The 23,681-nt window shown below is 66.6% G+C and carries 21 protein-coding genes and 2 pseudogenes; 8 read left to right on the top strand and 15 right to left on the bottom strand.

The annotated features are described in order from the left end of the window. The 3 genes from NKF06_RS12205 to NKF06_RS12195 form a co-directional block, all read right to left on the bottom strand. On the bottom strand, positions 1 to 502 hold a 502-nt coding region (locus tag NKF06_RS12205), incomplete at its 3' end, for a UxaA family hydrolase (RefSeq protein ID WP_253245540.1). Beyond that, positions 499 to 810 (bottom strand): UxaA family hydrolase, encoded by a 312-nt coding sequence (locus NKF06_RS12200; protein ID WP_058828636.1) that lies wholly within the window; start codon positions 808 to 810, stop codon positions 499 to 501. The genes NKF06_RS12205 and NKF06_RS12200, both read right to left, overlap by 4 nt. After that, complete coding sequence (locus NKF06_RS12195; RefSeq protein ID WP_253245539.1) at positions 807 to 1,997, bottom strand: UxaA family hydrolase; 1,191 nt, start codon at positions 1,995 to 1,997, stop codon at positions 807 to 809. Before NKF06_RS12195 ends, NKF06_RS12200 begins: the two co-directional genes overlap by 4 nt. Positions 1,998 to 2,083: 86 nt before the next feature. On the opposite strand from NKF06_RS12195, the gene NKF06_RS12190 reads away from it, so the two are divergent. The 3 genes from NKF06_RS12190 to NKF06_RS12180 all read left to right on the top strand — a co-directional run bounded on the left by NKF06_RS12190 (position 2,084) and on the right by NKF06_RS12180 (position 3,830). Next, positions 2,084 to 2,767: a carbohydrate-binding family 9-like protein gene (locus NKF06_RS12190; protein WP_253245538.1), complete on the top strand. Its 684-nt coding sequence runs from the start codon at positions 2,084 to 2,086 to the stop codon at positions 2,765 to 2,767. A gap of 93 nt (positions 2,768 to 2,860) precedes the next feature. After that, positions 2,861 to 3,517, top strand: a complete 657-nt coding sequence (locus NKF06_RS12185; RefSeq protein WP_253245537.1) for a ThuA domain-containing protein — start codon at positions 2,861 to 2,863, stop codon at positions 3,515 to 3,517. A gap of 70 nt (positions 3,518 to 3,587) precedes the next feature. After that, positions 3,588 to 3,830: a hypothetical protein gene (locus NKF06_RS12180; protein ID WP_058828632.1), complete on the top strand. Its 243-nt coding sequence runs from the start codon at positions 3,588 to 3,590 to the stop codon at positions 3,828 to 3,830. Between the two features lie 56 nt (positions 3,831 to 3,886). Here NKF06_RS12180 and NKF06_RS12175 read toward each other — a convergent pair whose 3' ends face one another. From NKF06_RS12175 to NKF06_RS12150, 6 genes are all read right to left on the bottom strand, one after another. Further along, a complete protein-coding gene (locus NKF06_RS12175; RefSeq protein ID WP_253245536.1) occupies positions 3,887 to 4,969 on the bottom strand; it encodes an LLM class flavin-dependent oxidoreductase in 1,083 nt (360 codons plus the stop codon). Positions 4,970 to 5,053: 84 nt separating this feature from the next. Then, positions 5,054 to 6,487 carry a glycoside hydrolase family 4 gene (locus NKF06_RS12170; protein ID WP_253245535.1) on the bottom strand — a complete coding sequence of 478 codons (1,434 nt, stop codon included), beginning with the start codon at positions 6,485 to 6,487 and terminating at the stop codon, positions 5,054 to 5,056. A 63-nt stretch (positions 6,488 to 6,550) separates the two neighbouring features. After that, entirely contained in the window at positions 6,551 to 7,000 is a 450-nt protein-coding gene (locus tag NKF06_RS12165; protein WP_309142128.1) for a universal stress protein, read from the bottom strand. Positions 7,001 to 7,119: 119 nt separating this feature from the next. Further along, on the bottom strand, positions 7,120 to 8,256 hold the full coding sequence (locus NKF06_RS12160; protein WP_253245533.1) for a mandelate racemase/muconate lactonizing enzyme family protein: 1,137 nt from the start codon (positions 8,254 to 8,256) through the stop codon (positions 7,120 to 7,122). A gap of 108 nt (positions 8,257 to 8,364) precedes the next feature. Beyond that, positions 8,365 to 9,606, bottom strand: coding sequence for a mandelate racemase/muconate lactonizing enzyme family protein (locus NKF06_RS12155; RefSeq protein WP_253245532.1), 1,242 nt, complete (start codon positions 9,604 to 9,606; stop codon positions 8,365 to 8,367). A gap of 98 nt (positions 9,607 to 9,704) precedes the next feature. Beyond that, a complete protein-coding gene (locus tag NKF06_RS12150) occupies positions 9,705 to 10,757 on the bottom strand; it encodes a Gfo/Idh/MocA family oxidoreductase (RefSeq protein ID WP_253245531.1) in 1,053 nt (350 codons plus the stop codon). Between the two features lie 114 nt (positions 10,758 to 10,871). Between NKF06_RS12150 and NKF06_RS12145 the strand changes: the two genes are divergently transcribed. The 3 genes from NKF06_RS12145 to NKF06_RS12135 all read left to right on the top strand — a co-directional run bounded on the left by NKF06_RS12145 (position 10,872) and on the right by NKF06_RS12135 (position 15,180). Next, a complete protein-coding gene (locus NKF06_RS12145) occupies positions 10,872 to 11,810 on the top strand; it encodes a dihydrodipicolinate synthase family protein (RefSeq protein WP_253245530.1) in 939 nt (312 codons plus the stop codon). Positions 11,811 to 12,024: 214 nt separating this feature from the next. Then, the gene (locus tag NKF06_RS12140; protein WP_253245529.1) at positions 12,025 to 13,965 is read left to right on the top strand and encodes a hypothetical protein; all 1,941 of its coding nucleotides are present in this window, start codon (positions 12,025 to 12,027) and stop codon (positions 13,963 to 13,965) included. A gap of 492 nt (positions 13,966 to 14,457) precedes the next feature. Further along, complete coding sequence (locus NKF06_RS12135; protein ID WP_253245528.1) at positions 14,458 to 15,180, top strand: ThuA domain-containing protein; 723 nt, start codon at positions 14,458 to 14,460, stop codon at positions 15,178 to 15,180. Between the two features lie 198 nt (positions 15,181 to 15,378). On the opposite strand, the gene NKF06_RS12130 is transcribed toward NKF06_RS12135, so the two are convergent. Then, positions 15,379 to 15,804, bottom strand: a complete 426-nt coding sequence (locus NKF06_RS12130) for a DUF5518 domain-containing protein (protein ID WP_253245527.1) — start codon at positions 15,802 to 15,804, stop codon at positions 15,379 to 15,381. 249 nt (positions 15,805 to 16,053) lie between these two features. On the opposite strand from NKF06_RS12130, the gene NKF06_RS12125 reads away from it, so the two are divergent. Beyond that, complete coding sequence (locus NKF06_RS12125) at positions 16,054 to 16,407, top strand: hypothetical protein (protein WP_058828621.1); 354 nt, start codon at positions 16,054 to 16,056, stop codon at positions 16,405 to 16,407. A gap of 42 nt (positions 16,408 to 16,449) precedes the next feature. Further along, positions 16,450 to 17,280 (top strand): carbon-nitrogen hydrolase family protein, encoded by an 831-nt coding sequence (locus NKF06_RS12120; protein WP_253245526.1) that lies wholly within the window; start codon positions 16,450 to 16,452, stop codon positions 17,278 to 17,280. A gap of 18 nt (positions 17,281 to 17,298) precedes the next feature. Here the strand turns inward: NKF06_RS12120 and NKF06_RS12115 are convergent. The 5 genes and pseudogenes from NKF06_RS12115 to NKF06_RS12095 form a co-directional block, all read right to left on the bottom strand. Next, positions 17,299 to 19,601: pseudogene (locus NKF06_RS12115) on the bottom strand (pentapeptide repeat-containing protein). A 201-nt stretch (positions 19,602 to 19,802) separates the two neighbouring features. Beyond that, positions 19,803 to 20,774, bottom strand: a complete 972-nt coding sequence (locus NKF06_RS12110; protein ID WP_058828618.1) for a hypothetical protein — start codon at positions 20,772 to 20,774, stop codon at positions 19,803 to 19,805. 22 nt (positions 20,775 to 20,796) lie between these two features. Continuing rightward, positions 20,797 to 21,327: a hypothetical protein gene (locus tag NKF06_RS12105; RefSeq protein WP_253245525.1), complete on the bottom strand. Its 531-nt coding sequence runs from the start codon at positions 21,325 to 21,327 to the stop codon at positions 20,797 to 20,799. A 6-nt stretch (positions 21,328 to 21,333) separates the two neighbouring features. After that, a complete protein-coding gene (locus tag NKF06_RS12100; protein ID WP_058828616.1) occupies positions 21,334 to 23,169 on the bottom strand; it encodes a spermidine synthase in 1,836 nt (611 codons plus the stop codon). Positions 23,170 to 23,238: 69 nt separating this feature from the next. After that, a pseudogene (locus NKF06_RS12095) lies at positions 23,239 to 23,681 on the bottom strand (hypothetical protein); the annotation flags it as partial.

The raw sequence follows: 23,681 nt of genomic DNA, 5'->3' as shown, positions 1-23,681 counted from the left end.
CGCTGAGGGTCGCCGCCGGTTCGTCGGCTGTTGCGGTCGACTCGTCCACCTCCGCTGGCTCCTGCGCGGCCGCCGACTCGCGGAGGTCGGCAACGGCGGCCACGCCGCGGTCGGCGCAGGCGTCGGTCCCGCCCGCATCCTGTATCGTGAGTTCGCGGACCGGAAGCCCGCACTCGTCAACCGCCGCGGCGACGACGTCGCTCCGGACCGTCTCACAGCCGAGTCCGACGACGACCGTCCCTGCGACGTTGGGATTGCCGGCGAGGCCGACGAGTGTCCGCTCGGTCTGTTCGGCGTCCGCGCCCAGTTGCCCACAGCCGTGGTCGTGGGGCGCGGCCACCGCGCCCGGCGAGCGGGCGGCTATCTCCTCGGCGACGACGTGCGAGCAGATGACCGACGGGAGGACAAGCACCCGATTGCGGATTCCGAGGCGGCCGTCGGGTCGGCGGTAGCCCGCGAACGAGTCGCGGCCGATTCGGTTGGAGAGGCGGTTCTCGGTCATCGCTCCGCCTCCGTCGCCGCCACGTCGCCGCGGCCGCGAGTGCTCTCGCAGTTGTGCGTGTGGACCCACTCGCCGGCCGCGACCGCCTCCGTGGCCCGCCCGATGACCTCGCCGTACTTCTGGACCGTCTCGCCGGCCGACAGGGGTTCGAGGGCGAACTTGTGACCGAACGGAACGTCGTCGGTGAGGGTCATTGCGTGGTTCCCGTTGTGGATCTCGCGCCCGGCCTCGAGGTCTTCGAGCGCCGTCGCCACGCTGTCGCCGTCGGCCAGCACGAGGGCGGCCCCGCCGAGGACGCGACCCTTCATGTGCCCCGCACCTCCGCGAGTTCGCGCGGGTGGACCTCCGTGATGGCGAACTCCTCCATCCGGCGCGTCTCGGCCCCGGTGCGCTTCCCGTCGGCGACGGCGAGCACCTCGTCGAAGACGCGCTCACCCGCCTCGGAGATGGTCGCGTCGCCCTCGACCACCGCCCCGGCGTTCACGTCCATGTTCGCCCGCATGCGCTCCCACGTCCCAGGATTGCCCGTGACCTTCACCACGGGCGCGACGGGGTTGCCGGTGGTACTCCCGCGACCGGTGGTAAAGACGATAATCTGCGCCCCGCCGGCGACCTTGCCGACGACGCTCTCCACGTCGTAGCCCGGCGTGTCCATCAGGACGAGGCCGCCGCCGACCGGCAGCCGCTCGGCGTAGTCGACGATGCCGCGAACGGGGGTCGTCCCACCCTTGGAGATGGCTCCGAGGCTCTTTTCCTCGATAGTCGTGAGCCCGCCCTCCTGATTGCCGGGCGAGGGCTGTGCACCCCGGAGGTCGACGCCCATCAGGTCGGCCGTCGCCTCGCGTCGTTCGACGCGGTCGAGCAGTCGGCGGCGGGTCTCCTCGTCGGCGCACCGCTCCGCGAGAACATGTTCTGCGCCGATGAACTCCGGAGTCTCACTGAACGAGGCGGTTCCCCCGGCCGCGACGAGACGGTCGCAGGCGTCGCCGACGGCGGGGTTGGCGGCGATGCCCGAGGTGGCGTCGCTCCCGCCGCACTCGACGCCGACGACGAGTTCGCTCGCGTCGGCCGACTCGTGACGGGCGTTCGCGGCCGCCTCGTTCAACGAGTCGAGGGCGGTGCGTCCACGCTGGAGGGCCGCGGCCGTCCCGCCGACCTCGCGAACCGACAGCGTCTCGACCGGCTTGCCGTCTCGGGCGATTCGGTCCGCGATGTCGTCGGCGTCGATGTCCTCGGTTCCGAACTCGACGACGAGCGCCGCGCCGACGTTCGGGTTTCGCCCAACGCCGACCAGCACCCGCTCTGTCTGTTCCCGCGACTCGTCCGGTTGGCTCGCGCCCATCTGGTGCGGCGTCGCGCGCGCCCACGCCCCCGCCTCGGCCGCGATGCCGCGGGCGACGCAGGACGACGCGACCGAGGTCGGAAGGACGGCGACGTGGTTTCTGACCCCGATGCGGCCGCTCTCCCGGCGGTAGCCGGTGAACTCTCGTCTCATACCACGCGATTCGGTAGCGCCCGACAAAGTGGTTTCGTCGGGCGCGGGCGGAACGCTCTTGGGGGCGGGTCGAGTGAGTGTGTCGTATGCGAACCTACGAAGTCAGCCGCATCGACGCGGGCAGAGCGGTCCCGCTGACCGGCGCGGTCGACGGGACGGTGTGGGAGCGGGCGAACGTCGCCCGACTGGACGAGTACGCGTGGGGCGACGAGCCCGGCCCGGAGACGACGGTCAGGGCGCTGTTCGACGCGGAGGCGCTCTACCTGCAGTTCCACGTCGAGGACGACGAGATAACCGCCGACGTGACGGAGCTGAACGGGCCGACGTTCGAGGACAGTTCGGTCGAACTGTTCGCTACGCCGGCCCCGCCCGATGACGGCTCGCCGGGGCGGTACTTCAACTTCGAGGCGAACTGCTGCGGCACGTTCAAACTCGCGTGGCAGGAGCCGAACTGGCGCGAGCGCGACATCGGCCGCGACCTCGTCGCGCCGACCGACGCGGTGGCCGTCGAGGTGGAAACGTCAGTTCCCGGCCCCACGAAGACCGCGTCCCCGGACGACGACTCGTGGTGGCTCGCGGCGCGGCTCCCGCTCGCGACGCTCCGGTCGCTGACCGGCCTCCCGCTCGAACTCGACTCCGGGGCGGTCTGGCGCGGGAACTTCTACCGGAGCGGGCTGCCCGACGCGCAGAAGGGGACGTGGAACCGAATCGAACTGCCGGAGCCGACGTACCACTCGCCGTCGTTCTTCGGGCGTATCGAGTTCGAGTGAGTGGTCGCCTCGGACGGTTGCCCCGGACGGTCGTACCGAGCAGGTCGTGGTGGCACCGAAACGGCTTTTCACACGGGTCGAGAACGGCAGTCCATGCAACAGCCGTCCGCGTTAGTCATCGGAGAGACGACCTTCTCGTTCCACGATTTCGAGGAGATGCGACCGCACATCGAGTCCGCCATCGGCGACGCCGCCGCGGTGACCGCGACGACCGACAGGAACGCCCTCGCCGACCTCACGGGCTACGACCTCGTCGTGGACTACCTGACGGACGCCACCCTGAACCCCGAGCAGTTGGACGGCCTCCTCGGATTCGTCCGAGACGGCGGAGCCTATCTCGGTCTCCACTGCGCCGCCGACCTCACCAACGTCCACGACGGCGACGGCGGCCTCGACAAGCGCGACGAACCGTTTCCCGACCTCCGCGACCTGCTCGGCGGTCACTTCCTCACTCACCCCGAGCAGTCGACGTTCGGCGTCGAAATCGTCTCCGACCACGCCGTGACCGACGGTGTCGACGGCTTCGAGGTGTTCGACGAGCCGTATCAGGTCGACGTGGACGACGACGTGACCGTGCTCGCGCGCATGGCTCATCCCGACCTCACCGACGACTACCCGGTCGCGTGGGTCCGCGAGTACGGCGCGGGGCGGGTCTGTTACGCGTCGCTCGGACACACCGCGGAGGTTTTCGAGAACGACGACTACCGGCGACTGCTCCGCAACGCCGTCGGCTGGCTGGTCCGCGACTGAGCGGGTCGGCCGCGGCGTCGCCGCCGGCGGCGTGTGAACGTTTATCCCGGTCGGTTCCGAACGTCGGTACATGAATCTTCGAGCCGCCGACCTGACCGTGTTCGTGTTCGTCCTCGGCGTCATGCTCTCGGGAATGTGGCTGGCCCAGCAGTTCGGCATGGAGTGGTCGCCGACGCTGTTCGCCATCGTCGCCGTCGTCGCGGCCGTCTGGACGGTGTACTACCGCTTCAGCGTGGAGCCGCGAATCAACACGAGTAGAGGAGACGACGACGGCCGACAAGAGGCCGGCGTCGGCGACGGCGCACAAGAGTGACCGACTGACCGCATCAGCCGGTGTCGGCGACCGACGCTCCGGTTCGTCCCGCCGCGCTATCGCTCGCTGAAGTACGGGATAATCTCGTTTTCGTAGTGCCGCATCGTCTCCTCGTAGTCGCCGACCGGGATGAGAACGAGGTTATCGACGCCCGCGTCGCGGAACGCCTCGATTCGCTCGATCGCGCGCTCGGGGTCACCGGCGACGCAGATGTCGTCAACAGCCTCGTCGGGGATACGCTCGGCCGCCGCCGACAGTTGCCGTTCCTGTTCCTCGTCGAACGCCATCTGCCACATGATGGGCGTCGACTCCGCGATGTCCTCGTAGCCCATGTCGGCGAGGAGCGGCGGTCGGAGCGCGAGATTCACGCGGTTTCGCTCGATGCCGGCCGCGTGCGCCTCGTCGCCGTCGTCGTAGACCGTCGTCGGAACCATGACGGCGCGGTCGATGGCCTCGGGGTCGCGGCCGCGGTCCGCGGCCACGTCGAGGACTTTCCGCAGGTCGGCCGCGTACTCGTCGGGCGAGTAAATCCACGGGAACCAGCCGTCCGCGACCGCGCCCGTCAGGCCGCGCATGCTCTCGCCGTAGCCGCCTATCCAGAGCGGTGGCCGTGGTTCCTGTACGGGCTTCAACCCCATGTGCGCGTCGTCGAGGTCGAAGTAGTCGCCCGCGAAGGAAAACGGCTCGTCCGCCGTCGAGTTCCACAGCCCGTCGATGACGGCGACGCACTCTCTGAACCGGGTGTACGGATCGTCCCAGTCGATATCCGAAATCGGCGCGAAGTTGAACGCCTCGCCGGCCCCGATGCCGAGACCGGCACGACCGTCCGTCATCCGGTCCAACGTGGCCGTGACGTGCGCGAGTTCGGTCGGGTGCCGGCGCACCGAGTCGGCGACGCCGGGCATGAGAGTCACCTCATCGGTGCGCTGGGCAATCGCCCCGAGGACGGAGAACGCCTCCCACGGCGGGTCGACCAGATACTCCTCGGAGCCGGTCGGGTGAAACAGGTGGTCCGGGACGGTGACGGTGTCGAACCCGGCCGTCCCGGCTCGGACCGCTCGCTGGATGGTTTCCTCGACGTTTCCGTAGCTGACAACTTGACAGCCGAAGCTCAAACCGCGGCTATTGGCGCTCGACATCGCGTGTACCGACTGGATGGCGGGATAAATAGCTGACCCCGGAGGTGGGGAGCGACGTGTTCGTTGGGGGTTCGAAACGCCGGCTTACGCCTGCAGGACCGACGCGTCGAGGTCGTAGTCGGTGAAGTATTCGCGCTCTAGTTCGACGAGTTTCGCGAACAGCTCTTGGGCCTCGTCGCGCGAGACGGTGACGAGCGGTTCGTTGAGGAACGCCTGAAACGCGAGGTCGAGGTCGCCCTCGAAGCCCGCGCGCACGAGCGTCTCCTGATTCGTGACGTGGGTTTCGACCATGCTCTCGACCTCGTCGGGGAGGCCGCCCGCACAGAGAGGCGTCACGTCGTCGCCGGAGAGGAGCGCGTTCGTCTCGACGACGGCACCCTCGGGGAGGCCGTCGACCTGCCCCTCGTTGGGGTAGTTGAGGTGCGTGACGAACGTCCCCTCGCCGGAGAGCGCCCGCATGATGTCGACCGCCTCCTCTCCGGACTCGTGGAACTCGAACTCCGCGTCGCCTTCGAGGTAGCGCTCCATCTCGTCGGGGCCCTCGTCGTCGGAGACGCGGGCCGAACTCGGCGTGAGCCGGATACCGTAGCGCTGGATTTCCTCGGGTTCGTCGATGCTCAGATACCACGGGACGAACTCCACGAGGTGACGGTCGCCCGCCGCGCCGAGGACGCCGAAGCGGTCGTAGAGGTCGAGCGCGACCTCCTCGTTGTTCACCCAGTAGGACTCGCCGTCGAGGTCGCCCGGCTCGCGGTCGAAAAGCGGCTTCCGACGCTTGAGCTCCTCGTCGAGGTACTGGAACACGTCGCGGTCGCGCCACCGCGCCTCGTCGACCCACGTGAAGTGGTTGACGCCCTTGACGTTGACTCGAACCTCGTCGCGGGCGACGTCCTCGGCCTCGTCGATGTAGCGCTCCGCCATCTCGGCGAACAGTTTCTGCGTCTTGAACACCTCGTGGCAGAGCCCGATGGCCTTGATGTCGGGGAACTCCTCGTAGAGCGTCCGCGTGCAGACCGTCATCGGATTGGTGTAATTGATGACCCACGCGTCCGGACAGCGCTCGCGGACCGTCGCGGCGATTTCGCGGTACTGCGGAATCGCTCGCAGGGCCCGAATCGCCCCGCCGGGGCCGACGGTGTCGGCGACCGTCTGGTAGATGCCGTACTCCTGGGGCACGTCGATGTCGTGGACGAACGTCTCACCGGGCGGGTCCTGAATCGAACAGATGACGAAGTCGGCCCCGTCGAGGGCCTTGTCCATGCTCCGGGTCGCCTCGAACGACCAGTCGCCGACCGCCTCCTCGCGGTCCATCACGCGGTTTCCGAGGAGGGCGTTCTTCGACGCCATCTCGTAGTTCACGTCGTACAGCGTGACGCTCCCCGCGAGGTCCGGACACTGCGCGAGGTCGTTGATGAGCGTGTGGGCCCACCCCTGACTCCCGCCGCCGATGTAGCCGATGTCGATAGTTCGGGACGAACCCGACGGTACAGGCTCCGCTTGCTCCGACAGCTGATACATGTGATAACACGTGACGGGTCGCGGTCGCAAATAGCTGTCGTTTCGGGGGGTCCGGTCGCTCCGTCACTCGGTCAGGATGGTGACCGGCCCGTCGAAGTTGAGGACGACCCGCTGTGCGGTGTCGCCGAACAGCGCCTTCCCGGTCGGCGAGCGCTGTCGGCCGGCGACGTAGACGTGGTCACAGCCGCGCTCGTCGGCGACGCGAATCACCTCGTCAGCGAACTCGCCCTCGTCGGCGACGACGGTGACGGCGTCGTATTCGACGGTTCCGTCCACCGACTCGAACGCCTCGTCGGCGGCTTGCGACGCGAAGCGGGAGGCGACTTCCCGCGCCGAGTTCGACTCCAGCGGCGTGTTGGCGGCGTCGCTCATCGCCTGCAACGTCTCCGCGTTCTCGACGATTTCGTCCTCGGTGATTCGCGTGAGGAGCACGAGCGGCGTGTCCGTGCCGGCCGCAATCTGTCCCGCCTCGGTCAGGAGGCGCTCGTTGGAGTCCGTACTGTCGACTACCACTAGGGATGACTGCATACCGGTGCCACGGTGCTTCAACGCATAAAACTATCCCGCGAGTCGGGACGGAGCGGGGTCGATTCGGCGGTGCAGCGGCGGGGAGACGACCGAGCGACCCGCGCTCAGCGGTCGGCTCGGAACCGTTCGACCGCGTCTTCGTCGATTTCGACGCCCAGACCGGGGGCCTGCGGCACGTCCACTTCGCCGCCGGTCGGATCGAACGGGGTTTGTAGAATCTCGTCGCGGAGCGGGTTCTCGCTCCGGTCGAACTCGACCATCATCGGGTCTGGGACGTGCCGCGTGTGCGGGTAGTCCGAGACCGACGCCGCGAACTGGACCGCCGCAGCGAGGCCGACCGCGCTGTTCCAGATGTGCGGCCGGACCGCCACGTTCTCCGTGCTCGCGAGGTCGGCGATGCGGCTCGCCTCCGAGAGCCCGCCGCACCGACCGAGATTGGGCTGGACCACGTCGACCGTCCGGTCGTCCACGAGGCGCTTGAACTCGAAGCGGCCGTAGTGCGCCTCGCCGGCCGCGAGGGGCACGTCGACGCCGCGTTTGACCTCGCGGTAGCCCGAGAGGTTCTCCGGGGGGACGGGTTCTTCCATCCACGTGATGTCGAACTCCTCGATGGCCTTCGCGGTTCGAATCGCCTGTCGCGGCCGGTAGTTGCCGTTGATATCGACCATCAGCCGCGCGTCGTCGCCGAGGAGTTGGCGGGCGGTCCGAACCCGCTCCACGTCGGAGTCCGTGCCGTTGCCGATTTTTATCTTGGCCGCGGAGAAGCCCTCGTCGACGGCGTCGCGAATCGGCTCTGCGATGTCGCGGTTCGCCTCGGTGAAGTACATCGTCGAGGCGTAGGCGGTGAGCGTCTCGCGAGGCGTCCCGCCGAGGAGCCGGTGGACGGGCTTGCCGGTCGCCTTGCCGACGAGGTCCCACAGGGCCACGTCGATGCCGCTGAGGGCGCTCTGGACGAAGACGCTCCCGCCGAAGTGGTACGGGTCGGTGTACGACTCCTCGGCGAGGCGTCGCACGTCGAAGGGGTCCATGCCGACCACGTCGTCGCGGAAGAACTCGTCGACGACGGGCGCGACGACGCTCCCCGGCGCGAACGCCTCGCCCCAGCCGACCTCGCCGGTGTCGGTGTCGACGCGGATGAGCGTCGTCGCCCTGTCGTGGCCGAACCCGCGCGCGTCGCCGAGGCCCTGCCCGTCGGGAAGGCGGTGCGATATCGGGATGACTTCGATGTCGGTTACGTGCATGAAAAGTGTACCACGGAGAGACGCATTATAGCTTGTGCAGACGGCGAACGCGGCGAGACGGGCGGGGCGGGGGCGACGAAGCAGACGAGGCGTGTGCGAATCGCCGACTCAGTCCTCGTCGTAGTGGAACTCGGTCCACGGCCCCTCCTCGAAGGGGTAATCGTCGAGCACATCAAGGTTCACCTCGACGCCAAGTCCCGGCTCGTCAGACAACGAGAGGACGCCGTCCTCGACGGCGGGTTGGCCCTCGATGATGTCGAACGCGAGGTCGAAGGGGTACATTCCGGGGTCGGTCTCGGCGTCGAGGAGCGGGTCGTCCTCGAAGACCGGGTATTCGAGGAGCGAAACCTCGGGCGCGGCCGCGACGAGGTGTGCGTTGGCGAGCAGGCCGACCCACGTGCCGAAGTTGTGCGGGACGAACTCCACGTCGCGGCCGACGCAGGACTCGACCGCGGGGCGACAGCCGGTGTAGCCGCAGTGGTGGCGAACGTCGCCCTGCAGGAAGTCGACCGCGCCCGTCTCGCCGAGCGCGACGAGTCCCTCGGGCGTCGGTTCGCTCTCGCCGCCGGCCAGCGGCGCGCCCGTCTCCGCGAGTTCGACGTAACCTGCGTGGTCATCTGGCGAGACCGGCTCTTCGACCCAATAGCAGTCCCGCTCGGCGGCGAAGGTGACGAGGTCTTCGACCGTCTCGCGGTCGTAGCCGTCGCGAATCTTCCACCACGTGTGCACGTCGAGCATCACTTCCATGTCGCCCGCGACATCGGCGAGGAGTTCGATGGTGCGGCGGTCCCCGTCGGGGCCGATTCCCGGTCGGTATTTGTAACCGAAGAAGCCGAGGTCGTGGATGGTCGCCGCCTGTTCGGCGTAGCCCTCGGGTTCCATGTACATCCCGGCGCTCGCGTACAGGGGCATCTCCGTCGTCGGGTCGGTGCCGTACTCGTCGGCGAGGAGTTCGTAGATGGGCGCGCCGACCTCCTTCCCGCGGATGTCGTACAGCGCCACGTCGAGCGCCGAGATGGCCTCGTGGCGGAGTCGGTCGGGCAGGTCGGTGTCGCGGAGTATCGCGTGCGCGTCTTCGACTTCCTCGATGGTCTCGCCTTCGAGCGCGTCGGCGACTGCGCCGTTTACCACGTCCGCGAAGGTCCCCTGCGAGTCGCCCTCGAAATACTCCCGCATCGCGGAACTGCTCGCGCCGGCGGTGGCGATGCCACGGGTGCCGCCGGCCGATTCGACGACGACGAGCACCACGTCGCGTTTGAGCAGGCGACGGGTGCCACCGTGGAAGGACCGGTCCTGCGGCGGTTCGATGGGTGACGAGAGAGCGTATCCGCTGACAGTCGCGATTCGCATACCTGTACAGACTCGGCCATCACGATAAAACTCCGCCTCGCAACCGGGGACGGCACGGGGAGACGAGAGCGGAGACAACCGGGAGAAAGAGCGGCGCGCTACTGGAAGACGTCGGACGCGAACGGGTAGAGTTCGTCGAGAGCGACGCGCTCGTTCCGCCGGCCCGACTCGTAGGCCGCCATGGTGATGAGGACCGCCTTGAGGCCGTCGCGGGCGGTCGTCGGCGGCGTCTCGCCGGTCTCGATGGCATCGAGGAACGCGGTGCCCTTGCTCAGCCAGCGCTCGTAGCCGTCGTAGGGGTGGTGTTCGGTCCCCTCGTCGTCGATGACGTAGCCGGTCCGGTCGTCCCACTCGTGGCCTTCGAGGTATATCGCCCCCTCGTCGTCCCAGATGTGGACGTGCTCGCGGGTCCGCGCGACGACGCCCGTGTCGGAGACGTTCGCCACCGCGCCCTCCGCGAACTCGATGATGATAGAGGACTGGCGGTCGAACACCTGCTCGTCGTCGTGGAAGTCGACGTAGGCGTTGACGTGGGTTGGCGTGAGGCCGGTCGTCCAGAGGATAGCGTCGATGACGTGCGTGCCGACGTTCAGGAGGTGGCCGCCGCCGCTCAACTCGGGGGTCATCCGCCAGTCGTCTTCCTTCTCGTAGTAGGACTGCCAGTCGTGGGTCACCTCGCCGGTGATAAACCGCGGGACGCGGTCGCCGTCAGCCCACTCGTCACGGGCGCGCTTGTAGGCCGGATTGAAGTGTCGCTGGTAACCGACCATCACGGTTTGGTCGCTCGCCTCGGCGCGGGTCGTGAGTTCGTAGGCCTCCTCGGCGTCGGTCGCGAGCGGCTTCTCGCAGAGGACGTGGAGGCCGCGGTCCAACACGGCAGAGGTCTGTTCGTAGTGGAGGCCGTTGGGCGTCGCGACCGCGACGGCGTCCATCGGGGCCGAATCGAGGAACGCCTCGAACGACCGGTAGCGGTGCGTCTCGGGAACGTCGAAGGAGTCGCCGACTTCGGCGAGGCCGTCTGGGTCCACGTCAGAGATGGCGACGAGTTCCGACCGGGGGAGTTCGACGAACTGTTGACAGAGTCGACGACCGAGGCTTCCGAGGCCGACGACTCCGACGGCGATTGGAGACGAGTCTGTCTGACGCGGCATGGGTTCGACTACAGAGATGGGGCAGATAACTGTTTTGACGGTCCTCGGGCACTCGGCCTCGCGCTCGACCCCCCTGTCCGAAGATTTTATGCGCGAGTGTCCGGTGGTTCGGGTATGCCACTCGCAGAGAGCGGTGTGCGCGAGCACCTTCGCGGCGTCGCCGCCGGGCTCCTCACCCCGTTCGACGACGACCTCGACATCGAACACGACGAACTGGCAGCGAACGCGACGACGCTCTACGACGAGGGAATCCGCACGTTCCTCGCGTCGGCGAACATCAGCGAGTACCACTCGCTGACCCAGCAGGAGCGAATCGCGGTGACGGAGACGGCGGTCGACGCGCTCCCGTCCGACGTGTGCGTCCTCGCCGGCGTCGGCGGGAGCACGGCGGGCGCGCGGGAACTCATCGACGCCTACGACCGAATCGGCGTCGACGGGATGATGATAATGCCACCCGACCACACCTACGTCCACGAGCGCGGCCTGCTTCGCTACTACGAGAAGCTCGCCGAGGCCTCGACGGCTCCGCTGGTGCCGTACGTGAAGGGCTTCGACCCCTCAATCGGCTACCTCCGCGACCTCGCGGGACTCGACGGCGTGGTCGGCATCAAGTACGCCATCGAAGACGCCGTGAAACTCGGCGCTGCCGCCAGCACCACCGGCGACGACGTGGTCTGGGTGGACGGCCTCGCGGAGCCCTTCGCCGTCTCGTTCTGGAACGAGGGTATCGAGGGGTTCTCCGCCGGCGTGAGCAACTTCCGGCCGGAAGTCGGTCTCGCACTATTTGACGCGCTCACCGAGGAGAACTGGGAGCGCGCTCGCGAGCTTCGGAACATCTGTCTGCCCTACCAGAACTTCCGCGACCAGACCGGGCAGAACAACAGCCTCGGCGGCGCTATCAGCGTCCCAGCGGTGAAAAAGGGACTCGAACTGGCCGGCCTGCGTGGCGGGGCAGTCCGCGAGCCGATTCGCTCGCTGTCGGCCGCCGACGAGCGCCGGGCGGAAGAGCTGTACGACCAGCTCGATGACGACATCGAGCGCCTCATCGACTGAACGCGGACGACGGAAGACGCCGACGACCGACAGCGGCGAGAGCGACGGCCATGGACGAGACCGAGTCGCAGAGCGGTGTCGGCGCGGAGAGTGACGACTGAACGGAGCGGTTCGACAGCGACGTGGCCGCCCTGCTCGCCTCGGCCCGGACGACCGGACCCCAGTAACTCGCGCGACCCAAATATTCATCACCCGAGGCGCGGGGTATGTTGGCATGCGCGAGTTCGAAGCGACCGCCGAGGCGACTCGGCCGCCGACGTGGGCGCACAAACAGCGAGCACTCTTCGACCTGACGGGCGACGCAGTCGACCGGTTTGTCGCCGACTACACCGGCCCCGACGGGGAACCGTTCTGGCCGCCGGACGACCACGTGGGCGTCGACGGCTTCGACGACGTGGTCGAGGGGTTCTACAACTGGCCGCTCGTGTACGCGATGGGTGGCGACGAACGCCTGCTCGACCACGCCCGCCGCGTGTACGAGGCCGCGCTCGAACGCGGTGCGGAGACGGAGACGCCGTTCGGCCACCCGATGGTCGTCGACGAGTTCGAACAGTGCCGCGACTGGTTCCACCTCGGGGAGGGCAACCTCTACACGTACAACATGGGCCTCGCCGCGCCCGACGACGACGCGGTCGTCGACCGGGCGAGGAAGTTCGCGGAGCTCTACACCGCCGACTCGGAGACGGGGAACTACGACGCCGAAAAGCGCGTGGTTCGCGGGCCGATGAACGGGAGCATGGGCCCGGAGTTCTGCGACTTCTCCGCCTACGAACACCACCCCTACGGCGCGGACTACCGCTGGGCCAGACACGGCCTCCCGTGGCGGGACCTCGAGTTCGACGAGGCCGCGGATCTCCTCGACCCGGCGAACGAAGAGCGCCTGTTCGAGGTGCTGAACGAGCGCTGCGCGAAGGGCGACATCCCGCTGAACCTCAACATCACGAGCCTGATGACGAACGCCTACCTCCACACGGGAGACGACCGCTACCGCGAGTGGGTCACCGACTACCTCGACGCGTGGCGCGAGCGGACGGCCGAAAACGGCGGCATCATCCCCGACAACGTCGGGCACTCCGGCGAAATCGGTGAGTACACAGACGGGTCGTGGTACGGCGGCTACTACGGTTGGTCGTGGGGCGGGTGGCACTACATCGGCATCGGGCCGACGGTCGCCGCCGAGAACGCGGTCCTGCTCGAAGGCGACAGAGAGTATCTCGACTTCCCGCGGTCGCAACTCGACATCCTCATCGAGAACGGCATCGAAGTCGCCGAGGACGACGTACACAGCACCCTCTACATCCCGCACAAGTACGGCGGCGAGGGCGACTACCACTACGACGCCTCAGGCGTCCTCACCGAAGACGATGGGGAGGTGCTGTGGAGGGACGGCTGGTACGAGTTCCAGCCGCACACGGACGACCCCTACGCGGTCCACCTCTGGTACATGTCGATGCGCGACGAGGACCGAAATCGGGTGCGTCAGCTCCGCGACTGGGGGAAACAGGACTGGCGGCGGATCGATCCGCGGGCGAAGACGAAACATGGTGACGGCCACGAGTACGCGTGGCTCGCCTACCTCGACGGGGAGTTCCCGGACTACCCGGACCGAATCCTCGAAGCGACGCGCGAGCACGTCGACGAGCGACTGCGCCTGTTCGACGCCGAAGGGAACGAGCCGACGACCGTGGACGAGGACTACCTCAGAGACCGGAACCCCGCGTTCCACAAGGCGCTACTCCAACTCACGATGGGTGCGCCACAGCCAGTCTACTACGGCGGCCTCGTGATGGCGCAGGTGCGGCACTTCGACGCCCGAAGAGAGCGGCCGGGACTGCCAGCGGGCGTCGCCGCGCTCGTGGAGTCGGTGACGAAAGACGGGGTCGAACTGACGCTGGTCAACACCGGAGCGAGATGGGAGGAGGTCGTCGTCCAAGCCGGCGCGTACGGTGAACACCGATTTACTACGGTCGAGACTGACGGGGTGGAGCGTGGTGTCGGCGAAGGCGGAGCAGACGCCGATACGGCCGACGACGGAGGTACGGACGCGCTCCGAGTTCGACTCCCCGCCGGAAGCCGAATGTCACTTCAGGCCGGACTCGACCGCTTCGTCGACGACCCGAGTTACGACTACCCGTGGTCTGAGACGGGGTCGTAGGAACTCTCACGACGGCGCCGCGTGAGATTCGGGAGAAGCGCACGAAAAATCAAGATAGTGATTTTTGTTCTCCTTGCGGGAACGCCGATATTCGAGATGAGCCGGCAGGCAGCCCAGATAACGACTGATAAGGTTCGATTCGAGTGATTCGAGGGAGATTTGACTCACGAGAGCTGAAATCGAGTCAGAAACTGTTCCTCTGTTGGGAATTATTAATCGAGGACGATTCACAGTGCCGATTCGAGAACATTGGGGAGTCGGTTTCGCCAACACATTACAACTATAAGACTGTAATTCTTTTCGGCCCGGAAAACGAGCATATTCTCTCGGGATACGGTGTTCAAAACCACAAAATTCCAAATTCTGCAGCTACAGCCCATACATCGGCAATTGACAATTGATTCCCTTTAGGGGAACAGTTTGGAGCAGCGAGTGAGACCCACTCTCTCGCTCGGGAGGAGAATTTATCAACGGGGACGAACACTATGGCGCATGCCGACACGAGTCACTGTCTGGAACGAGAACGTCCACGAACGGGAAGAACCGGAGGTCGCAGAGCGGTATCCGAAGGGAATCCACGGCACCATCGCGGAACATCTGGAGGGGCCGGACCGCGAGGTTCGGACAGCGACGTTACAGGAACCCGAACACGGCTTAGACGAGGAGACACTCGACGCGACGGACGTACTGGTCTGGTGGTCCCACTGCGCCAACGACGAGGTAACAGACGCCGCCGCGAAGCGCGTCGTCGACCGCGTACACGAGGGGATGGGCTTCATCCCGCTCCACTCGGGGAAGAACTCGAAGCCGTTCACCCGGCTGATGGGCACGACGTGCAACATCAAATACCGCCACGGCGGCGAACGCGAACGCGTGTGGGTCGCGGACCCCGGCCATCCCATCGCTGACGGCCTCAACGAACAGTTCGTCATCCCGGCGACGGAGACCTACGGTGAGCCCTACGACATCCCAGAACCCGACAGAACCGTCTTCATCTCGTGGTTCGAGGGCGGCGACGTGTTCCGCTCCGGCGTCTGTTATCGTCGCGGCCGCGGGCGAATCTTCGCCTTCCGACCGGGCCACGAGGAGCACCCCATCTTCCACCAAGACGAGGTCAAGCGAGTCATCGACAACGCCGTCGAGTGGGCGACGCCGACCGAGGGCGCGTCGGCGCGGTGGGGGAAGACCGACCCGCTCGAATCCGTCGACGAGTGAGCGGAGCGGCACGTGCCGCGGCAGAGACCGTTCCCCTGTGGAGAACAAATGAGACGGTCGTCTCCGAACGGTTCGCAATCTCGTCGCTGTGAGAAGCGAGGTGGTGTTCGAACCCGAATCGGGTGTCAAAAACCTCTTAATATCAGTTTTGAATGTATGTTTTAAATTTGTTATTTCAGTGTAGATATCACGAGGAAGCTACGGCGTACTCGCGGTGGGATTCCACCGTGAGGCGACGGCGCGCACCACCCACCCGCCGACTCGCCCGCAGCCCAGACCGAACAGGGAGGCGAGACAGAGAACGGCTCCGGCGGCGAGTGCGAAGAACGCGACTCTGGACAGCGGCCACGCCGCCGTCGTTCCCGTCGTCACCGCGAATATGACCAGTTCTAGAACGCCGCCAAGAAAGCCGGCGCGAAGTCCGGCGGCGTCCGGGTCCGTCGAGCGGACTGCGGCGACAGCCCCCGCAATGAACGCGCCGAATATCATCATGCCGGCACCGACGGTCGACTCCGATTCTGGGAGCCAGTTGACAACCGTGATGACGGGGAGCGAGACAACCACACCGATGAGCGCGGCATTCCATGCTGGGGAGAAGGGCCTGAAGCGGGGAGTCGAGACCATCGTCTCGTATGTAAGATGGCTAAGAGTTCATATAGCTTGGCAGGGGTGGATCTCGAGGGAAGGAGTTTCGAATCCGATTCCGAGTCGCTCGTGTGTCGATTCGTAGACAGCGAGCCTACCGAGTCAACGGACCCAGACTATATCGTCTGAAATAGTATACGAAACCGATTTCTAAATTTTTCTTACATGTTTTAGTGACGTTGTTACCCCCGACGGAAGAGATACTACCATCCCCGGAGAACGTGTTCTATGGCAGACAGTACAGAAGTCGACGAGCTGGTTGTCACGGAGCTTTCCGACACGAACTCGACGGCGCTCGAAGCCGGCCGCACGGAGTCGGTTGACCTAAGCGACGTGTCGGTCACGCGAGCGACGCTGGAGCCGGAGTGGGGAACCGACAGCGACCGCGGGAGTGCGGAGCCAGACTACTGCCAGAACGCCCACGACATCTACGTCGTCTCCGGGACGCTCGGCCTCGAACTGGACGACGGGACGCAGACGAAGATTACCGCCGGCTGTGCCGCGACTATCCCACCGGGACACCGCGGCTGGACAGTCGGAGACAAGCGACTCGTCTATCTGGAGTTCGACCCGAGCGAATAACCGTGACTACCATACCGTCGGTCCGCGTAGCGTTCCGACGAGATGTCCCGATTCGTGGCGGCCGCGTGCCAGCTAGACTCGCGAGACGACAAGGCGGCGAACGTGGAGCGGGCGCTCGGCCTCCTCGACGAGGCCGCGGCCGACGGCGCTGACTTCGTGGCGTTCCCGGAGATGACGACCTTCATCGGCCCGGAAGAGCGGTTCGCCGAGGTCGCGGAGTCGCTAGACGGACCGACGATACAACGGTTCTCCGAGAAGGCCCGCAAACACGACGTCTTCGTCCATACGGGCAGTTTCTTCGAGCGGATTCCGAACAGCGACCGGGTGTACAACACGTCGGCACTCATCGGCCCGGGCGGTGAAGTGCTCGACACCTACCGGAAGGTTCACCTGTTCGACATCGAACTCGACGGGAGCGTCGAACACAGGGAATCGGACTACGTCGCATCCGGCGACCGGACGGTGACGGTCGACACCGATCTCGCGACGTTCGGCCTCTCCATCTGCTACGACCTCCGGTTCCCGGGGCTCTACCGGACGATGGCGCAGTCCGGCGCGAACGTCCTTCTCGTCCCGTCGGCGTTCACGATGCACACCGGAAAAGACCACTGGGAGCCGCTGCTTCGCGCCCGCGCAATCGAGAATCAGGCGTACGTCATCGCGCCCGGCCAGATCGGCGACAAGCCGTCGTGGGTCGAGACCTACGGCCGCACGCTCGTCGTCGACCCGTGGGGGAACGTGATTTCGAAGGCGCGGGACCGCGAGGAGGTCGTCACGGCGACCATCGACCTGTCCCACCTTGACGATATCCGCCGCGACATGCAGACGCTCCAGCACGCGCGACCGGACGTGTACGAGCGGTCGGAGAAGTGAGGACGCGGACTGGCGCGATTAGCTCCCGCCGAGCACGCGCTTGAACAGCGTGAACGTGAGCAGGGTGAAGAACAGCCCGTTCAACATCCCCTGACTCGCCGCGAGCACGCGGGCCGCCGGGCCGAGCGGGTTGATGTCGCCGTAGCCGACCGTGCTGAAGCTGATGTAGCTGTAGTAGACGTTGTCGAAGAGCACCTCCATCGTCGTCTTGTCGACCGCGGCTGGGTCGAAGGCGCTCCCCGCCTGCGTCAGGAACGGCCCGCCGAGGGCATAACACAGTCCGAACAGCGCCGGGAGGAGGAACGTGAACGCCGCGATTCGCGGGAGCCGGTTCCCGTAGCCGCAGGTGACCTGCATGAGCGTGTTCAGCCCCACGCTGGCGACCTTCTTGCCGCGGGCCCACGTGTTCAGCGAGTACTCGTTGAAGATGATGTCGAAGTTCTTCTGGCGGTTGTAGTAGTAGCGCTTGAACTCGAACTCGCGGCTCGCGGGGGTGTCGCCGACGGCGTTGGCGCTGTCCTGCGCCTTCCGGTAGGTTTCCTCGATGATGTCGGGCGTCAGTTCGACGGCGAACTGGCCGGTTGCGCCGTTGCCGACAAAGTCGTGGATGGTCCAGTCGTTACGTTCGAGATAGCCGTGGTGGTCGCTGAAGTCGAAGCGGTCGAACTCGGTGAGACAAAAGCGGAAGTGGTCCAAAAGCTGGTGTTCGTTGCCGTCGCCCTCCAGCGTCAGGTCGCCGATGGTCGCGCGGGTGAGGTCGTACGGCGTCGGCTCGCCGGAGCCCTGCGATATCGTGCCGCCGGAGAGCGTCGCGTCGGTGAAGTCGAGGTAGGTGTCGCGGTCGCCGACCAGCACGCGGAAGCGTGCCGTTTCGAAATCCGACTGCCGGAAGTCCGCCCGGTCGTGGAACGTCGTCTCCCAGAAGGACGCGCTCGTGAAGTTCGCGGCCTCGAACTCCGCGCCGGCCTCGAAGGTCGCCTCGTTGAACGAGGCGTTCGCTTCGAGATGTTGCAGTTCGCCCTCGAAGAACGTCCCGCGGAAGGACGCGAGACCGTGGAACGTGGCGGTCTTGAAGCTCACGTCCTCTTCGAATCGCGCCTCGCCGAACCGGGCGGTAGACTCGAACTCGACCGCCTCGAACGAGGCGTCACAGCCGAACGTCGCCTCCTCGGCGACGACGGCGTCGCGGAACTCACTCTCGTCGAAGTTCGCTTGCCCGCCGAACGACGAAAGAGAGAGGTCGAACGCGCCGTGACGCGGAGACGATAGCAGTCGGTGCGGGCGGTGAACGTCGCGCGGTCGAAGTTGACCGCGCCCTTGAACACGGCGTCCTTGAAGTCCGAATAGCGGAATCGCGCGAGTTTGTAGTCCGCTTCGCCCTCGAACGTCGCGCCCTCGAACGTCACGTCGTCGTGGGTCGTCCGACTCCCGCCGTTGAACTCGACGCCGCGGAACTCGGCCAACTGCATGAACCGGGCGTCGGCGAAGCTCGCGTCGTCATCGAACCGCGCCTCGTCGAAGTCGGCCATCTCGTCGAAGCGGACGCCGTCGAACCGCGCGTCTCCCTCGAACTCGACGTGTTCGAAGTCCGAACCCGCGGAGAACCGCGCCCCCTCGAACGTCACGTAGTCGAAGATGGCCTGTCTGAAACTCGCGTCGTCGCGGAACGTCGCGTTCGCGAAGGTGATGTTGTCGTCGAGGACGTGGCTGCTCCCGCTGGTCTCGACGTTGCGGAAGCGTGCCGTGCCGTGGAACGTCGCGTCTGCGAAACTGGTGTCGCCCTGGAACACCGTCTCGTCGCAGCGGACCTCGCCGCGGAAGGTCGCCCCGGAGAAGCGAACGTCCTGTTCGAACGTCGCCTCGTTGGTCGTCACCGCGCCGGTCACGGTGACCTCCCGGGCGTCCACGTCGCCGGTGACGACCGCCTCGTCGAGTTTGAGGCGGTCGACCGTCGCCTCGCGGAGAATCAACCCCTGATCGAGGCGGCCGTGGGTGAGGTCTAACCCCTCGATGTCGGCGTGCTGGAAGTTGAGAACGTGGTTCGTCGCGCCGTTGATGTCCTGATAGGTGAGCGAGAGATGTGGGAGGTCCGCGCCGACGTACTCGTTGACGCGGGTGTCGGGCGACTGGAGGTTCGCCCGGAGTTCGCCGACGATGTCGTCACCGGTCACGTCGAGCGAGGCGCGCTCGTCGCGGCTCATGTGGAACACGCAGAACTCGCTTTCGGGGTGGGCTTCGTGCGGGCACTCCCACGTCGTCTGGAGGTGGGCGTCGGTCTGGACCGACGGGTCGAACGTGTACCGGCACGATGAGGAGGACATCAACGCCGGCGTGGACTCATTTCTCGACATGGCTGGGGAGGGGTGGACGGGTGTGCCGGGGACAGCGGGTGTGGCGGATACGGTTGCGGGTGCGGACCCGGCGGGTGCGTTCGGTCGTCGGGGCGACGTTCGAACGCGCGGACAGTCGTATGTGCAACATTGTCTGGTGTTTTGATATATATCTTCGGACCGTCGTCGGCGTCAGTCGAATATCTCGCGGCGCTCGGACGCCGAGAGTTCGGCGTGAATCGCGTTGGGCGAGCAGTGTTCGCACTCGCGGGCGGGATTGGTGCTCTGTTCAAAGGTCCAAAGCGGCCAGCCGAAGAGGAAGAAGGCCTCCATCTGGTGGCGCTCGATGATGGCCTCGGCGGGCTTGCCGCAGTTCGGACACCACTCGTCGCCGTTGGCCGGCTCTTGGAACGTCACCTTCCGGCGGCCGAACCCGGCGTTCGAGTAGGCCTCGCTTCTGGACATCTCGACGAGGTCCTCCGCTGGATATGGGTCAGCGTCGACCGCGTTGTCGAAGCCGGTGTCGGTCTCGACGCTCGACGCGAGGTACGGCCCGACGTTGACGGTGTTGTCGTAGCCGACGAAGTGAATCGAGACCGCCGCACCCCGGCCTTCGACTCGTACCTCGTGACCGTGACCGACGAGGTAGAGTTCCACGTCGGAGTTGACCTTCGTGAGGTCGATGTCGTGGGCCATGCCGACCGCGTAGACGCCGGTGTCGGGGTCGGTCGCGCTCCCCGACTGCTTCCAGCCGAAGGTGGACACGTCGTAGTCGTCGGGGGCGGCGACGGGCGTCGCCTCGCCCGCGTAGACGTTCTCCGCGCCGGGTGCCGAGACCGCGCCGTCGGCGGCATCGGCCGCGATGAACACGTCTTCGGCGTCGCCGAGGAGCACGTCGCCGTCGACCGACTGGACGTAGCCGTCTTCGAGGCTGCCGCGAATCTCGGTCTCGACGGCCGCATCGCCAGCCGTCCCGTCACCGACGGCCGCGTCGTCGGTCACCGGCGCGTGGGTGAAGACGTACTCGGCATTCTGCACGGTGAGGTCGCCGGCGACGCTCGCGCCGCCGACAAACACGTCCGCGGGGTCGTGGAGTTCGACCGGAGGTCGTTCGGAGCCGTTGAGCGTCACGTCGCCGTCGTAGGTGGTGGCGTTTCGGGTCATCGTTGGGTCTGTCGTTCGGGTGTCATCGTTGGGTCTGTCGTTTGGGGGTCATCGTCGTCTCGGTGTACAGCGCGAGGTCGCACTCCGGGTAGGTGTGGTACGTCTCGTAGCCGCCGTCGCCGACGCGGATGGTGGTCCACGCGTCCGGGTCGAATCGGTAGGCGACGGTCGCGTCGTCCGGACCGGGGAAGGCGTCGAGCGGCCGACCCTCGACGACCGTTCGGGCGTCGAGTCGGTCGCTCTCGAAGCTGAACTCGCGCTCCGCCCCGACGGAAAGCGGCGTCTCGTGCGTCCGTTCGTGCGGCAGCGGCTTGCACGAACACAGCTCGTGGAAGTTGAGCGCCGGCAGGCCAATGTAGTGGGACTCGCCGATGACGGTGAGAACCGCCGGCTCGCCCGCGAGCGTCGCCGGGGCGACCGTCTTCACATCGACGGTCGTCAGGTCCGGCACGTCGGCGCTGTAGCCGAAGTACAGTTCCGTTGGTGTCTCGACCGGCGGAGACGGGTCGGAGCCGGCGGGCGGTTCGGTGGTGGAAGGTGGTTGGGAGGGCATGGGAGATCAGGTGTCGACGAGGATGTCGTAGTTCGGGTGGAAGATGGAGTTCTGGCGGACGCCGCGGTAGTGCGGGACCGTGTGCCACTCGGCAGAGTCGTAGTGCTCCTCGCGGGCGCGGACGTACCGCGTCGCGCCGTCGCCGGTGAGCCGGGGGCGGTCGCCGGGCGCGAGCACGTAGAACTGCTCGACGCGCTCGGTCTCGCCGTCGTCGTCGAGGTCCTCGCGAACCCAGTACGAAAGCTCTTGGGTGAAGCCCGCTGCCCCGACGGTGTTGACGAACGCCTTGTGGTGTTCGGGGTAGGCGTCGGGCGAGTAGCCCCACGTCACCGCGACGCCGTCCTCGGAGAGGTGGGTCCGGACGGAGCGGTAGAACTCGGTCGAGTAGAGCGTGAGCAGGTCGTCGTCGGTCGCGCCGGGGACGTCGAGCAACACGAGGTCGTACGTCTCGTTCGTCTCCTGAAGGTAGCGGTAGCCATCGGCGACCGTCGTGTTCAGCCGGTCGTACTCGTAGGCGTCGTCGTGCCAGCGGCGGAAGAACGGGTCCGTCTTCGCGTCGCGCATGAACTCGCCATCGAGGTCGACGTGGTCGACGGTGACGCCATACTCCCGCAGGTGGTTGATGGCGATCCAGTCGCCGCCGCCGACGACGAGCACCTTGGTCTCGGGACCGGGTTCGACCAGCGACATCGGCACGTCGACCAGCCCCTCATGGTAGCTGTCGGCCCAACTCTCGCAGAGTTGGACGGCCGCGCCGAGGCGGAGACACTGCTCTGTCCGCCCGTCGAAGTGCGGATTCGGGCCGGTACCGGTCCACGTGCGATTGTACCGGATGACGTGCTGGTAAGCGGTCGTTTCCTGCGAGGTGACCGTCGCGCGCATCGCGCCCGGCGGGTACTCGTTTTCGATCTGCTGTTCGAGGTAGAGTTGCGACAGACGCTCGTCCGCGACATCGTGCTTGGCGACGACGCCCGCGTAGGTCGCCGTCAAAAGGAGGCAGACCACGAGAAGCGTCTTCGAGACCCGAGCGGCCGAGAGCGATCGGTCGGTTCGGGTGCTGTCGGTCGCGTTCCCGCCGGGTGCGGCGCTGGCGGACGAGGTGGGTCTTGCGGACGAGGTGACGCCGCTGAAGGGCCACCACGACCACTCGCCGAAATGAGCGACGAAGACGAGCGCGGCGACTCCATTGAGGAGCGCCAACACGAATATCGTCGGGATGAGGCCGATACCCGGGTAGAGGACGCGGGCGTAGACGACGGCACCGGCGAGGCCGCCGACGTAGTCCATCGCGAGGATGACAGACAGCCCGCTTCGGCGACCCTCGGTCCGCTCGACGGTCCAGAGGGTACCGACGGCGGCCACGACGAAATCGTGGATTCGCGTGCCGGCGGTTCGGAGCCACGAGGGCGTCGCCGATTCGTCGTCGTCGAGTTCGTCGAACATGCGGGTCAAAAGCGGGAGTTCGAACCCGGAGAGGAACCCGACGACGACGACGGGGAGGCGGGCGACGGTCCAGATGACCTCCGCGGGCACCGCCTGCGGGATGCGGACGCTGTTGAGGCCGACGATGAGCAGGAAGCCCGCGGGCGCGGCGGCCGCGAGAAGCACCTCGGTGCGGAAGAAGTTCCCGCCGAGGTTCGCGCCGTCGAGGTCGTCTGAGAGCGCCGCGCCGATGCCGAGGCTGAAGAAGTACAGCCCGACCGTGATGACGTACTGGGTGACCGTCCCGCCGTACATCACCGTCAGCAGTTCGGAGTAGACGAACTCGTAGGCGAAGCTACAGAACGACACCACGAAGGTGAGCGTCAGGAGCGTCGCCGTGTCGGTTCGTGTGTCAGACATCGATGGAGGGCGAGTCGGTCGCGGCGTGTGCGACAACGACGCCGCGGTCGCCGTCGTGGTTCGTCCCGCTCAGATGCGCGGGGAGACTTTCCACTCTTCCTCGATGGAGTACCCCGCGTCACCGATGCCGTCGGTGACTTCGAGGTCGTAACACTCCCAGCGGAAGTCGTGGTTCACGTCGTCGCCGACGATGTGCGCGCCGACGCGGTACCAGCCGTCTCGACCGAGTTGGCTCCCGTCCGACATGTCGTACTCGGCGGTGCCGCTCGGGTCCTGTATCTCGCGGTCCCACGGGACCGGGCCGGCCTCGGGCGCGTCGTCTCGCATCGCCGCGGTCGACCCGAGGTAGGCGATGCCGAGCGCGGCGACGCCGACGGGGAACCGGTTCACCTTGCCGGCGTTGTCCTCGTACCAATCGTCGGCGTAGTCGCCGCCGTGGTACCACGCGTGGCCGTGGACCGTCCGCGGGGCGGAGGCGTAGCCACCCGTGCCGCGCCGGTCGCACGCGGCCG

This window comes from Haloferax sp. AB510, assembly GCF_024136985.1.
In the GTDB taxonomy this organism is placed as follows: domain Archaea; phylum Halobacteriota; class Halobacteria; order Halobacteriales; family Haloferacaceae; genus Haloferax.
This window is presented reverse-complemented; position numbering and strand designations above follow the sequence as displayed.